The organism is Williamwhitmania sp., assembly GCA_035529935.1.
Taxonomy (GTDB): domain Bacteria; phylum Bacteroidota; class Bacteroidia; order Bacteroidales; family Williamwhitmaniaceae; genus Williamwhitmania.
Window position 1 is genome coordinate 1 of the sequence record DATKVT010000161.1, and the last position, 14,383, is coordinate 14,383.

13 protein-coding genes are annotated in these 14,383 nt (G+C 47.8%); 7 read left to right on the top strand and 6 right to left on the bottom strand.

All coding sequences use genetic code 11. From position 1 onward, the window contains the following. From VMW01_12095 to VMW01_12120, 6 genes are all read left to right on the top strand, one after another. On the top strand, nucleotides 1–558 hold a 558-nt coding region (locus VMW01_12095; GenBank protein ID HUW06991.1), incomplete at its 5' end, for a hypothetical protein. 1 nt (nucleotide 559) lies between these two features. Further along, nucleotides 560–1,402, top strand: a complete 843-nt coding sequence (locus VMW01_12100) for an NADH-quinone oxidoreductase subunit H (protein HUW06992.1) — start codon at nucleotides 560–562, stop codon at nucleotides 1,400–1,402. A gap of 11 nt (nucleotides 1,403–1,413) precedes the next feature. Then, the gene (locus VMW01_12105; GenBank protein ID HUW06993.1) at nucleotides 1,414–2,046 is read left to right on the top strand and encodes a hypothetical protein; all 633 of its coding nucleotides are present in this window, start codon (nucleotides 1,414–1,416) and stop codon (nucleotides 2,044–2,046) included. A gap of 11 nt (nucleotides 2,047–2,057) precedes the next feature. Further along, nucleotides 2,058–3,485, top strand: coding sequence for a proton-conducting transporter membrane subunit (locus VMW01_12110; GenBank protein ID HUW06994.1), 1,428 nt, complete (start codon nucleotides 2,058–2,060; stop codon nucleotides 3,483–3,485). A gap of 1 nt (nucleotide 3,486) precedes the next feature. Then, nucleotides 3,487–4,983, top strand: a complete 1,497-nt coding sequence (locus VMW01_12115; protein ID HUW06995.1) for a hypothetical protein — start codon at nucleotides 3,487–3,489, stop codon at nucleotides 4,981–4,983. Between the two features lie 23 nt (nucleotides 4,984–5,006). Further along, a complete protein-coding gene (locus tag VMW01_12120) occupies nucleotides 5,007–5,756 on the top strand; it encodes a hypothetical protein (GenBank protein HUW06996.1) in 750 nt (249 codons plus the stop codon). 613 nt (nucleotides 5,757–6,369) lie between these two features. On the opposite strand, the gene VMW01_12125 is transcribed toward VMW01_12120, so the two are convergent. The 6 genes from VMW01_12125 to VMW01_12150 all read right to left on the bottom strand — a co-directional run bounded on the left by VMW01_12125 (nucleotide 6,370) and on the right by VMW01_12150 (nucleotide 10,326). Further along, nucleotides 6,370–6,885 (bottom strand): hypothetical protein, encoded by a 516-nt coding sequence (locus VMW01_12125; GenBank protein HUW06997.1) that lies wholly within the window; start codon nucleotides 6,883–6,885, stop codon nucleotides 6,370–6,372. 33 nt (nucleotides 6,886–6,918) lie between these two features. Next, nucleotides 6,919–7,476 carry a hypothetical protein gene (locus VMW01_12130; protein ID HUW06998.1) on the bottom strand — a complete coding sequence of 186 codons (558 nt, stop codon included), beginning with the start codon at nucleotides 7,474–7,476 and terminating at the stop codon, nucleotides 6,919–6,921. A 58-nt stretch (nucleotides 7,477–7,534) separates the two neighbouring features. Next, nucleotides 7,535–8,218 (bottom strand): hypothetical protein, encoded by a 684-nt coding sequence (locus tag VMW01_12135; protein HUW06999.1) that lies wholly within the window; start codon nucleotides 8,216–8,218, stop codon nucleotides 7,535–7,537. A 208-nt stretch (nucleotides 8,219–8,426) separates the two neighbouring features. After that, nucleotides 8,427–8,960, bottom strand: coding sequence for a hypothetical protein (locus tag VMW01_12140; protein HUW07000.1), 534 nt, complete (start codon nucleotides 8,958–8,960; stop codon nucleotides 8,427–8,429). Between the two features lie 824 nt (nucleotides 8,961–9,784). After that, entirely contained in the window at nucleotides 9,785–10,093 is a 309-nt protein-coding gene (locus VMW01_12145; GenBank protein HUW07001.1) for a type II toxin-antitoxin system RelE/ParE family toxin, read from the bottom strand. Continuing rightward, nucleotides 10,090–10,326: a hypothetical protein gene (locus tag VMW01_12150; GenBank protein HUW07002.1), complete on the bottom strand. Its 237-nt coding sequence runs from the start codon at nucleotides 10,324–10,326 to the stop codon at nucleotides 10,090–10,092. Before VMW01_12150 ends, VMW01_12145 begins: the two co-directional genes overlap by 4 nt. A 269-nt stretch (nucleotides 10,327–10,595) precedes the next feature. Here VMW01_12150 and purL point away from each other — a divergent pair, with 269 nt between their 5' ends. Continuing rightward, a complete protein-coding gene (gene purL, locus VMW01_12155; protein HUW07003.1) occupies nucleotides 10,596–14,294 on the top strand; it encodes a phosphoribosylformylglycinamidine synthase in 3,699 nt (1,232 codons plus the stop codon). The last annotated feature ends 89 nt before the right edge of the window (nucleotides 14,295–14,383 follow it).

Consider the following 14,383-nt stretch of genomic DNA (forward strand, 5'->3'; position numbering starts at 1 on the left):
TTTTTGCGCATACTACAGCAGCCCATAGCGCTATTTACCCAAACCATAGGCACAGCACCACAGCCCATCCCGGTAAATATTACGAACGCTCTGCATACCATTGGTTGGGCCGGATTGCTATTTGCACTCTTCATAATTGCACTTTGGATTTTAAGAAGATGGGTAAGCAGCAGTAAGCCTGTGGAGGTTGGTCCCACCTGGGGTTGTGGTTATCCTACCTCGAGCGCTAAGCTGCAGTACACCGCCAACTCCTTTGCCCGAAGCTACTCGAAGCTGGCCAAGCCCATGCTCGACATTGGCAAGAAGGAGATAGCCATCACGGAGGTTTTCCCCTCCAAGAAGCACTACGAAACGCACACCTACGATAAGCTTGAGCGCTACTTTATCGATAAGCTCATTAAGCTGATTAAGGTTGTTACCGGATGGTTCCTATTTCTGCAAAATGGGAGGCTTCAACGGTATATCCTTTATGGCATTCTCTTTATCTCGGGAGTTATTATTATTCCCATTATCATTGAAAAGATTATGATGTTGCTGCACTTTTTAAATAACTTGTAACATGCTGAGCTTTGTTTTAATAGCGCTGGCAAGCCTCTTCTTTACAGGGGTAATCATCCGAACGAAAAGCATAACGGCCGGAAGAAAGGGGCCGGGAATTATGCAGCCCGTAAAGGATGTGATTAGGCTAATGAAAAAGGGTGCGGTTTATAGCCAAACCACCAGCATTGTTTTCCGGCTTGCCCCCGTGGTATATTTTTGCACCGTGGCCATGGCCGCCCTGCTTATTCCATTTGGCTCTAGCCGAGGCGTAATCAGCTTCAACGGCGACTTTATCTTCTTTGCCTACCTGCTGGGTCTCGGGAAGTTCTTCAACATAATTGCCGCCATGGATACCGGTAGCAGTTTCGAGGGGATGGGGGCCAGCCGCGAGGCGCTCTACTCCCTATTTGCCGAGCCTGCCTTTTTTATCATCCTTGGCTCCTACATCACGTATGCCTTGGCTGTTTTGGCGGCGCTGGTGCTGGCCATGATTGCAATGATTGAAAACAGCCGTCTGCCCATCGACGACCCTAAAACCCACCTGGAACTCACCATGGTGCACGAGGTAATGATTCTGGACAACAGTGGCTTCGACCTAGGACTTATTCTCTATGCCGGCTACCTTAAGTTTGCCATTTTTGGAGCCATCATTGCCAACCTCTTTACTGGCGGGATGTCGTTGCTCTGGGCTTTGGTCGTTTTTGTTGGAACGCAGTTCTCCTTTGCCGTGGTAATTGGTCTCATTGAGTCGTTCATGGCTCGCTTTAGGATGAACCATAACGCGCAGTTTATTTTTGCGCTTTCATCCGTTAGCTTTTTGATATTCCTGGGCGTGCTTCTGGTTCTTGGAAAGTTTATTTAAAACAAACAGCGATGACAAATATTCTGCTGATACTATTCATCATTAGCCTTCTATACCTCTCCATTGCCAACAGGTTGGTTACCTATATCCGAGTGCTGGCACTTCAGGGATTCATACTTTTCGGGGTAACCTTTCTGGCATTGGAGGAGATAAACACCCTTAACCTTGTGCTGATACTGCTGGAAACGGTAGTGTTTAAGGCAGTTGCCGTTCCGGTTTTTCTTTCACGGTTAATTAAGCGAAACCACATTACCCGGGAGGCGGAACCCTACCTGCCTAACTTTGTCTCCCTAATTATCACCACGGTGATAGTGGTTGTTACGGTTTTGCTGGCCAACTCCATAAAGGATACCCACGTTGATAAAATATTCTTCATCGTTGCGCTCTCCTCGCTGTTTGCCGGTCTCTACATTATTGCCTCGCGCAAGAAGATTATTACCCACGTAATGGGCTACCTCATCATTGAGAATGGCGTATTTGTTCTCTCTCTGGCGGTGGGTAACGAAATGCCAATGCTGGTGAACCTTGGCGTAATGCTCGATATCTTTGCCAGCGTGCTCATTTTGGGCATCTTCTTAAATAAGATTGGAGACGTGTTTAAGGATGTAAACGTGGACCAGCTCAGTAATTTAAAGGACTATTAATTGTTAGCCACATGACGGGACTATTTTTAACCGGGGCGTATACCATAGGCGGCTTGCTTTTTGTAAACCGCAACAAGCGCATAAACAGCTTGCTCCTCATTGCCTACGAGATTCTGCTGTGGGGCTTTACCATATTTGCCTGCTTCAACTATAAGCATACGGAGCTGGACTACTTCGCCTTCGATTCGTTGGGCATACTCCTGCTGATTACCCTCAGCATTATCAGCATTCCGGCGCTTATTCACAGCCACCTATACATAAGCCGACAGGGCGAAAAGCCACAGAGCCGCAGCATCTACTTTGCGGCGATGGTGGTGCTGCTCACCTCCATTAGCGCTGCTTACCTTGCCAACCATATTGCTGTGGTGTGGATTTTTGCCGAGCTCACCACTTTGAGCGCCTCCGCGCTTATTTACCACCACCGAAATAAGCTGGCGCTGGAGGGAACGTGGAAGTACGTGTTTATATGCGCCATCAGCATCTCGCTGGTGTTTGTGGGTATCCTGTTTTTGAGCTTGTCGCTAAATCAGGCAGGGAACAAAGATTTGTCGTTTGCCAACCTAATGGCGCATAGCCAGGAGCTAAATCCCTTTTGGTTGCGGCTTGCCTTCCTCTTCATTTTTACCGGCTTCACTGCCAAGATTGGTCTAGTTCCCATGTACACTGCCGGCATCGATGCCAAGGACAAGGCGCCCGGACCGGCTGCGGCTATTCTTTCGTCGGTGCTAATGAACATGGGTTTTGTTGCCATATTCCGCACCTATGCCATTCTGGCTCACACCTCGCTCTACCACTGGGCCAACACCATCATTTTTGTGGCCGCCATCCTCTCCATTTTTGTGGCCACCGTTTACATGATGAAGGTGATGAACATCAAGCGCATGTTTGCCTATTCCAGCATTGAGCACATGGGGATAGTGATGTTGGGAGTTGCGGCGGGTGGCATTGGCTTTTATGCTGCCATACTGCACGTAATACTGCACTCCTTTGTAAAAAGCAGCCTCTTTTTCCAATACAACCAGGTTTACCGCGTGTTTCAGGATAAGAACATTTACCACCTTGGGAACTACTTCAAGTATAACCCCACCGGAGCAGTGGTTCTTCTTTTTGGATTTATAAGCGCTACGGCCATGCCACCCTCGGGGCTGTTTGTAAGCGAGTTTCTCATATTCAGGTCACTCTTCGAGGGACAGCACCTTGTTATGTTGCTGGTGGCCCTGCTGCTGCTCACCATTATTATTTGGGCGTTTGGCAAGAATATCCTTAAAATCCTGTTTACCCCTGCTGTTGGTTTCGACGATAGCCACGTTCCGCACATCCGCCCGTTGGAGTCGTTAAGCCAACTTGTTCTGCTCTTTGGCGCCGTTTGGTTGGGCTTGAATCCACCGGCTGCCTTTGTCCATCTCATTCAGGATGCAGTTTCCATTTTACCCATGTAACATGAGCTACCTAACCCTACATAACCAGCAGCGCGTGCCAGTTAGCTCCATTCCGGAGCTGGAGTATGGCGCCTTCTTAACGCAGAACGTGGCGTTGCTCCAGAATAGGCCCGAACGCCACTGCGTTACCTACTTTGGGCTTCGCGTTAAGGATGGGATTGCACTCTACTGCTGCATTGCCGACGACGTGGAGCATACCATTCTGGTCTCCTCCTCGGTGGTGGAGCCAAAGCAGAAGCTCTCCTCCTTCGCGGCACTTAACTATGCCTTTGAAAAGTTTGAGCGGGAAATCCACGAAAACTTTGGAGTGGACTACATTGACCATCCTTGGCTGAAGCCGGTTCGCTACCCCTACAACCGTGCCGACAAATCGCAGGTGATGGCCAACTATCCCTTTTTTAACATCGAAAGCGAGGAGCTGCACGAGGTTGGTGTGGGACCGGTACATGCCGGAATTATTGAGCCCGGACATTTTCGCTTCCTCTGCAATGGAGAGCAGATTCTTCACCTCGAAATCCAGCTGGGATACCAGCACCGGGGAGTGGAGAGCCTTTTCCTTACCAAGAAGAATCTGCTGCAGCGCACCATCCTTGCCGAAGGTATTGCCGGCGATAGCGTGGTGGGCCATACAACCGCCTTTGCCTACCTGTGGGAGAGCTTAAGCGGCTTTGAACCATCAAACGATATACTCTACGCAAGAACGCTGGCGCAGGAGCTGGAGCGAATAGCCATCCACACCGGCGACCTCAGCGGTATTAGCACCGACATTGCCTACCAGCTCGGCAGTTCAGTATTTGGACGGCTACGCACACCCATTATCAACTACCTGCAGGAGTGGGGCGGAAATAGGCTTGGGAAAGGGCTGATACGGGTTGGCAAAAACCAGTTTCCCTACACTTCGGCCTTAGCCAATCGGCTTACGGAGGTGTTTAGCGCCTTTGTGCCCGATTTCTGCGAGATGAACGACCAGCTCTTTTCGCTTCCCAGCGCCCTTTCGCGGTTGGAGCGCACAGGAGCACTTACCACAGAGCAGCTTACCACCATTGGAGCGGTGGGTATGGCTGCACGAGCAAATACCCTTGCTCGGGATATTCGAAAATCGCACCCCTACGGGCTCTACCCCACGCTGAAGCATGAACCTATTATCAAGCACCATGGCGACGTTTACTCCCGCACCCAAATCCGGCGCGAGGAGGTAAAGCAGTCCATTGGCTACCTTAACCAGTGGATTGGTGATATACCAGCTGCAGAGCCGGAGAGGAAGATGGGGCCGTTGGCACCCAGCTCGTTTGCCATTTCGCTCACCGAGGGGTGGCGCGGCGAAATTTGCCATGCCGCCATTACCGACGAAAAGGGGGAGCTGCTGCTCTACAAGATTAAGGACCCCTCGTTCCACAACTGGTTGGCGCTGGCCTTGGCCGTGCGCAATAACGAGATTTCCGATTTCCCCATCTGTAACAAGAGCTTCAACCTCTCCTACAGTGGGCACGATTTGTAACCTTATGAGAAAAGCGGAACGCCATGCTAGATAATCTGAAAATACTATACCACCAAGGGAAACAGTTTATTCCCGATGTTACCACGGCTAAGGTTCCCGGCATATTTCGGGGTAGACCCATTATTAGCACCGAAAGCGTGGATGTGGACGCGCTGGTGGCACTTTGCCCCACCGATGCCATTGCCGCCAATCCGGTGAGCATCGACATGGGTAGGTGCGTATTCTGTGGCGAGTGCGCCCGAGTTTTTCCCAACAAGGTGCAGTTTACCACCGACTACAAGCTCTCCTCCAACGACCGCTCCAACCTGATTGTAAAGGAGGGCATCGACCAGCCCATTACGATGAATCCGGCACTGGTGCGTAAGGAGATTTACCGCCTCTTCAGTGGTTCGCTCAAGCTGCGGCAGGTTTCCGCTGGGGGTGATGGCAGTAGCGAGTGGGAGATGAATGCTGCCGGCAACGTGCAGTTCGACATGGGGCGTTTTGGTATTGAGTTTGTAGCCTCCCCACGCCATGCCGATGGCGTTGTGATTACCGGACCCATTTCGGCAAACATGGCCGAGGCGTTGGAGATTACCTTTGCTGCCACCCCTTCGCCCAAGCTGGTAATATTGGCCGGCACCGACGCCATTAGCGGTGGCATTTTTGCCGATAGCCCTGCTGTGAACAGGGCCTTTCTGGACAAACACCACGTAGACCTCTACATCCCCGGCAACCCCGTGCATCCGCTTACGCTTATCAATGGAATTCTTGGGTTGATAAAGTTGAGGTAGAGGAGGCTAATAGCAGATTAGGGATTTAGAGGATTAGGTAGGTGCTCAACCTTAAACCGTTGAAACGGTTACCAAAAACCGGTATACGTTGCTAACCCACGGTTGAAACCGTGGGCTATGGTGCTGGATGGCAAAGGTTGAATGCTGCTATTCCAGACCCGACCCTATTTAGACCTTCTCACGCTAGCCAGGACATGAAATGCAACGATGGCGTGGACGTCCTCGTCCGTGCCAACCTACTAGGCCAACACTCAGAAACCTTTATCTCTAGCCTAAAAAAGGTAATTACCGCAGCCTGCCATAGCGTGTAAAGCGGTAGCATGGGCCTGTGGCCCATAAGCTATACAGAGAAAGAGTGCAAGGCTTTAGCGGCATGTAGGTAGTAGTAATACCACAGCTGCTGCAGCCGGACGAAACGTCCTGTTGACAGCATTACACTTTGGGCAGGGCTGCTTTTTTGCCAAAAGGCTACCGAGGTTTTGCTATATTTGCTCTAGGGTAGGGTTGGTACGCACGGACAGCATGTCCACGCGATCGGGTATTTTTATATTTTTGGGAAGCATAAAGGTTTCGAACACCCCTAACAGCATGTCCGAGCGAGCGGGATTAACTATTATCGTACAATTTTTATTATTTTATTCCTTGCCGTGTTGGCATTTTGCATTGCTCCAGCTCCTTCAAATTCAAAAATAGTTTCATGGTCAAATCTTCCGTCATTCCATTCAATTGTCAAATATGCCAATTCGTTCTTCTTCTTTTTCTTCAACGCAAATGCAAAAATTCCTGTCATTAGTAATCGTCCAACAGTTACTCTCTTTTCAACAGTCGATAGGTCTTCGGCAAGTATATTTTTTATAAACTGGTTTTCAATTTCACCTTTCTTTACAGGCATTGCCATTGGCGTTTCTAGCATTATTTCAAGTTTATTGTCCTTTGGGAATATTGAGGTTTTTGGAATTGCGTCATTAATGTCAGGGTGTCCAGCTACATATTTTCCTATATCAACTTTAGCATCGAGCGAATAACCCAATTCGGTTAATTTTGCATTATTTTCTTTCTGTTTATTTGCAGCAGATATTCCTATAACCACAAGCAGAATACCAAATCCAACAATAATTAGCCACGCCATAACTTTACTTTTAATTAAGTTAACAATTTCAATTTATAGATCAATCACGGTCGCCGTACTTTCCCAAGAATTAGTTTCGTAAACATTCAGTTTACAGTAACCATTCATTACATTATATTCAAAATACGCTTTAATGTGTTTTTGAGGTTTTTCATCTACTCCATAAAATGCAGTCATTGGGTTATTGGGAAATACTGCATTTTCTTTTGAATCAAAGAAAACAATGTAATGAAACACTCCGCTATTCATACTTTCTTTTTTTTCGGTGCAAAACATTTTTAAAGTATCAAGATTTGGATTTCCTGAAATAACGTATAGTTCCATTTTATTTTCATTATTACCGACTAGCTCAGATTTAGTATCTACGAATGCGTAGGGATAGTTAACTTTAGGTTTTGTAGAGCAAGAAACCATTGTCAAAATTGCTAGGGCGAAGATTAATTTTTTCATATTTCTGTTAAAATTAAGATTTATTAAATATGTTTCAATTACCATAGGGCTGTTCTTTTTATTGTTGCCAACGTTTTGCGGTTTTATTTCATTCGGACTCAATGCCTTGTCTAAAAGAAAGAATTTTTTTGTCTGCTGCATTCCTGCCTACGATGCTGGTGCCACATGAAATATAGTCGTTGTTACTAACCGTAATATTTTAGTTTTTCTTTTCTGCTTCCCCAAATTTTCCATCAGGGCCATACATACCCAAATTTCCATTAGTTTCAATTATATAATATTCGTTATGTTTATTTTGTTTAAGTTCATAGCGTGTATTCCCATTGATTGTTTTTTTTATAAACTCATCATCACTTGAGCTACCGTCGCTAAACGCTTGGTTCATGAATATTTTATTATTCTTTTCATACAGCGTCATAAAGCATCCAGCATAAGGTCGTGTGTCTTGCCATTTTCCAATTACCCGCCCATCAACTTTCGTAGCGTTCAATTTTTTATCTTCCTCGGCGGTTGTCCCACCTATTTCAACGTTCAGGTCGGGAGTAAAATGACTAGTTGCCCAAGCTCCTGAGCCAGTTTTGGTCCCTTCTAAATTATAGAATATCCACAATTTGTCATAGGACTTCCTTGTTTCACGAAGTTTATTTGCAATTATAGTCAATTGTTCCTTTGATATTTTCTCCTTTAACACAATCTCAATATTGCATTTATTAATACCAAACTTTGGGTTGACATTTTCCGTTTCCGAAGTGATTCTAAATAAACTGTCAGGAACAACCGCTACGTCTTGATTCTGAATAGTGGTATTCAAAACTTCGGTTGTTTTGTTTTGTCCGCATGATGTCAGCAGAAGAATTGTCAAGGCGAAGATTAAATTTTTCATGTTCTCTGGGTTTTAATAATGGTTGCTAACTCGTTTATAGCCCCACCCATGGCGGTGTGCACAGCAATCCCCTTTTTGGCGCGGTTTGCTTTCACTAAATTATATACTTTTTTACAGAATATCAAGGAAGAGTCCCTTTTTTCTTTAAGTTCAAAGCGCCTTGCAGCGGTACTGAGGCCCATGGCATGCCAAAAGGCTGCATATTTGGCTACTTAACGCTAAACAGGTGAAATACTTCACGGCTGCCATCGAGGGTTAGCGCATACTCCCCAGGTTGCATACCGGACAGCACCAGCAAGTATGAACTCTCCCCAAACTTGCGTGCATCGTATGAAATGAACTCAATGCCGTTGTTTGGTATGCCACTGGTAGCTTCAACATAGCGGTAATCTTTTTTTACGCTCAGCTTGAAAACATTTACAACACTGCTGGGTTCCAAACTATTGTTGGAAACACGAACAATTATGCGTATAGCTCCATCCTTGGGGCTTAGAGAAACAGGGGAGGCACTTCCATTTACCTTGGAAGTTATTTTGGCTTTTCCAATAAATCCACCAGCAATTGGAATATAGGCACTGGCGCTAGCTCTTGCAGAACCGTAGGCAGTTTGCTTTTCAAGCGGGATGGTGGTGGAGTCGCTGAGCACCGCAACAGCGTTGCCAATAAACTCCGGTTCCTGCTGCGCCACGGCCACGGAGGTCAGGCAGGCAAGGGCAATTAAAAGGGTCAATTTTTTTGTCATGGTTTAGCTGTTATTTAATTCTTGGGTAAAGTATCTGGTTCTTCTGGTCGACTCATTTATATATGCTAAAAACTGTATACACCCCCACGGCGGTATGCACAGCAACTCCCCTTTGGCGCGGTTTGCTTTCACTAAATTATATACTTTTTTACATATTATCAAGGAAGGGCACTTTTTTCTTTAAGTTCTATGCGTTGCGCAGCGTCAGCGCTGTGAGGGTTACCACCCTGCTTTCCCGAACAAACAGCGCAACGCTCGGGCGGCTGGAGGCAGCGTACCCTGCGCCGGGCTGTGCCGAGCTGAGCTGGAGGCAGCGTACCCAACGCCGGGCTGTTCCGAGCTGAGTTGGAGGCGGCGTACCCTGCACCGGGCTGTGCCGAGCTGGGTTGAGGGCGGCGTACTCAGCGCCGGGCTGTGCCGAGCTGGGTTGGAGGCAGCGTACTGTACGCTGGGCTGCGCCGAGCTGGGTTGAAGGCGGCGTACCCTGCGCCGGGCTGTTCCGAACTGGGCTGGAGGCGGCGTACCCTGCGCCGGGCTGTTCCGAGCTGGGTTGGCGGCGGCGTACTCAACGCCAGACAGTTCCGAGCTGGGTTGAAGGCGGCGTACCCTGCGCCGGGTTGTTCCGAGCTGGGTTGGAGGCAGCTTACCCTGCGCCGAATTGTCCTGTTTGCGCTAGAATACAGGTAAACTGTTGAAACGGTTATGTTTTCCAATTCATTATCGAAACCCACGGTTAAAACCGTGGGCAATGAGGTACAATAACAATGGGGAAATTGGAATTCCAACCATTTTGTCCAGCTTGCCAACTCACCTGATAAATTACCCTATTTTCCAGTTTCTTCCTTCCAAATCTCAGGATCTCGACTTGTGCTTATCACCGCCAAAACCTCAACCGTTTCTGTTGATTCGTTAATGTAGAAATGAACCATGTAGGGGAATTTTCTAACTGGAAGGCAGCGAATCTCATTGTAGCGGATGGCCCAACCATGAGGATTATTTACGAGGCTGTCAATTTGTTTAACCGTGGCTTTTTGGAAGCGTTTACCGACACCGGCTTGTCTTTCGTTATACCAGTCGGTAATCGCTTGGATATCCTGCAGCGCTTTGGGCTCAATTTTAACTTTGAACCTCATTCAGCCTTGAGCGTGTTTTTTGCCTCCTCCCAGTCTTTCATCCTTTCGGGATTGCTGCGGATCTTTTCAAACCGCTCCATAACCAACCGTTGCTGCTCCTCGGAGATGCTGTATCCCTCGGAATCTTTGTTAAGGGCGTAATCGAGCAAGCTGCGGATGGCGTGTATAAGCGTGGTGTCGTTCACCTGCTTGAGCTGCTCTATAATAATGGCCTTCTCTGCTTGCACGTTCATGGTGGTAAGTATTAACAATTGGTGCACTAGGTTGAATTCTAAACAAATGCTCTAGGTTCTATATCTGCAAAAATACAAAACAATAGTAACCATTTCTAGTAAAAATTCATCAGGATTGAAAAGTAACCAGTTCATCAGGATATCCGATTGACGGCAATGGTCGTGTGCAATGGTTACTTTTTTTGGTGAACTTCCGTTTAGGGAATCATCCCAATTTTTTCTAAATTTGCCGCATTATTTATTGATATGCGTTAAACCTATAACTCCCAATGGTTAACTTCTTTGCAAAAGATGACGGGGTTGTTTTCGCGGTTGAGTCCACGATTGTCCCCTCGCCTCAAGACATAAGTAAGCTGCAATGGCTCTTCGACAAAGCCGAGTACCTCAATAAAGAAATGGTGCCCGGCTTTTTTGTTGGCCCTCGAATTGAAATGGTCACCCCCTGGAGCACCAACGCGGTGGAGATTACCCAGAACATGGGCATCGCTGGTATCACTCGCATTGAGGAGTTCTTTGTGGTAAAGAGCGACCATGCTCGGTTCGACCCCATGCTTCAGCTGCTCTACAAAGGGCTGGATCAGCACCTGTTTACAATCAGCAAGAAACCTGAACCGGTTTACCATATCGAGAGCATTGCCGAATATAACAAGAAGGAGGGGCTAGCCCTTTCCGATCAGGAGGTGGAGTATCTGGAATCCCTCAGCCGTAAGCTGGGACGAAAGCTCTCCGACAGCGAGGTTTTTGGTTTTAGCCAGGTGAATTCAGAGCACTGCCGTCACAAGATTTTCAACGGCATTTTTATTATCGATGGGCAGGAGAAGCCCAGCTCGCTTTTTGCGCTCATAAAGAAAACATCGAAGGAAAATCCCAACCGAATTGTTTCGGCCTACAAGGATAATGTGGCATTTGTTGAGGGACCAGAGGTGGAGCAGTTTGCCCCTGCCACTCAGGATAAGCCCGACTATTTTAAGGTAAAGAATTACAAAAGCGTAATCTCCCTCAAGGCGGAGACTCACAATTTCCCCACAACCGTTGAACCCTTTAACGGGGCAGCCACCGGCAGTGGTGGTGAAATTCGTGACAGGATGGCAGGAGGTAAGGGCAGCTTGCCCATTGCCGGCACGGCGGTTTACATGACCTCTTACCCTCGTCTCGAGAAGGGCCGCAGCTGGGAGGCGAAGATTATGCCTCGCCCTTGGCTTTATCAAACCCCTGCCGATATTCTTATTAAGGCATCAAATGGGGCCAGCGACTTTGGAAACAAGTTTGGGCAACCCCTTATTTGCGGAAGTCTTCTTACGTTTGAGCACATTCATAAGCAGAAGAAGTTTGGCTTCGACAAGGTGATAATGCAGGCTGGTGGTATTGGTAGTGGCAAAAAGGTTGATAGCATTAAAGATACGCCAAAGGTCGGGCAGAAGCTGGTGGTGATGGGCGGCGATAACTACCGCATTGGCATGGGCGGCGGTGCTGTATCGTCGGTAGCTACCGGTGAGTTTTCCAACAAAATTGAGCTGAACGCCGTGCAGCGCTCCAACCCCGAAATGCAGAAGCGAGTTTCCAACGCGGTAAGGGCAATGGTGGAGAGCGATGTAAACCCCATTGTGTCCATCCACGACCATGGAGCCGGTGGTCACCTCAACTGCCTATCGGAGCTGGTGGAGGCTACCGGAGGGGTAATATACCTCGACAAGTTGCCAGTGGGTGACGAAACGCTCTCGGCTCGCGAAATTGTGGGTAATGAGTCGCAGGAGCGCATGGGATTGCTCATCGATGAAAAAAATATTGAGTTGCTGAATGCTGTGGCGCAACGTGAGCGTGCTCCGCTTTACGTGGTGGGTGAAACTACCAACGATCAGCACTTTGCATTTGTTGACTCTAAAACTGGAGAAAAACCCATCGATTTGCAGCTGGCCGACATGTTTGGAAATCCTCCGGCAACGGTCCTTAACGACAAAACAGTTGCAGTTGAGCCGGAGAATCTTGTATACGATGCCGCCCATATTGAATCCTACTTAAGGCAGGTTCTACACCTGGAAGCCGTGGCTTGCAAGGATTGGCTCACCAACAAGGTTGACCGTTCGGTAACGGGCAAAATTGCCAAACAGCAGTGCTGTGGCGAGCTGCAGCTGCCACTCAATAACGTTGGTGTGGTTGCGCTCGACTACCAAGGAGTAAAAGGAATTGCTACCTCCATTGGCCATGCACCAATTGCGGGCATGGTAGATGCCGCTAGAGGAAGCGTGCTTTCCATTGCCGAGGCTTTAACCAACTTGGTTTGGGCTCCCATACAGGATGGACTAAGGGGCGTTTCGCTGAGTGCTAACTGGATGTGGCCGGCAAAAAATAGTGGTGAAGATGCTCGGCTCTACAAGGCTGTGGAGGCTGCTAGCCAGTTTGCCATTGCGCTGGGTGTGAATATTCCAACAGGAAAGGACAGCCTTTCGATGACCCAGAAATACCCCGATGGCGAGGTGGTTTACTCTCCAGGAACGGTTATCATTAGCAGTGTGGGAGAGGTAACCGATATCCGCAAGGTGGTGGAGCCGGTGCTGGTCAAAGATGTTAACTTTCCAATTTACTATATCGACTTTTCGGGCGATGATGAGTTTGATCTTGGTGGCAGTTCGCTTGCTCAGGTCCTCAGTAGCTTGGGTGAAACAGCACCAACAGTTTCTAATCCGGCATATTTTGCCAATACGTTTACTGCACTTCAGCAGGCAGTAGAGCGCAACCTGCTTGCTGCTGGCCACGACGTTTCCTCGGGTGGCATAATTGTAACGTTGCTCGAAATGTGTTTTGCCAACGTGGAGTTTGGGCTAAACGTCGATTTGAGTGGCTTTGCGGAAAAGGATTTGGTGAAATTGCTCTTTAGCGAAAAGCCTTCAGTGGTTGTGCAGGCCACAGATGCTGCAAAATTTGAAGAGCTGCTATCGGGTTTCGGTGTTCGCTATGTGAAGTTGGGCGCGCCATCCGAAAATAGGTTAATTACCATAACCCATCATAGCCGAACGCTTACCCTTCATATTGATGACCTCCGTGATCAATGGTATTTTACGTCCTATCTTCTCGACCAAAAGCAAACTTCAAAGGAGCTGGCGCAAATGCGATTCAATACCTATAAGTTTCATGCAATTGCTCCAAAATTTCCATTGGACTTTTCTGGAAAAGGTGTCGATCTTGGTATTGATATAAAAAGACGCGCAAACAGTGGTGTTAAGGCGGCCATTATTAGGGAGAAGGGTGTAAATGGCGATAGGGAGATGGCCTGGAGTCTATACATGGCTGGTTTCGATGTGAAGGATGTGCACATGACCGATCTCATTAGCGGGCGTGAAACTCTCGACGAAGTCAATATGATTGTTTTTGTTGGTGGATTCTCCAACTCCGATGTGCTTGGCTCTGCAAAAGGTTGGGCTGGAGCTTTTCTCTACAATCCGAAGGCTAAGCAGGCTCTTGATGGATTTTTTGCTCGTCCCGATACACTCAGCCTTGGCGTGTGCAATGGCTGCCAACTCATGGTGGAATTGGGTTTAATTTACCCAGAACACGCCGTTAAACCAAAAATGCTTCATAATGATTCACATAAGTTTGAGTCGGGCTTTGTTAATGTTGACATTTCAGAATCCAATTCCATTATGCTTAAGGAGCTGGTAGGCTCACGGCTTGGCATTTGGGTTGCCCATGGAGAAGGCAAATTCAGCTTTCCTTACGAATTAAGTGAATACGAAATACCAATCACCTACTCCGGTTGTTGCTATCCGGCCAATCCCAATGGCTCACCGGCGGGTGCTGCAGCAATTTGTTCTCCCGATGGTAGGCACCTCGCCATGATGCCCCATCTGGAGCGTTCTGTCTATCCATGGCAGTGGCCATACTACCCTGCCGAACGGAAGAGCGACGAGGTAACACCTTGGACCATTGCTTTCCGCAGTGCATTCAGCTGGATAAAGAAGATGCAGAAATAGTTCTTTATTAGAATATATTGAGGCGGTTTGAAGGTTTTCAGACCGCCTTTTTTGTGTTTAACTGCCTTGCATTGAGGTGGCTACTAGCA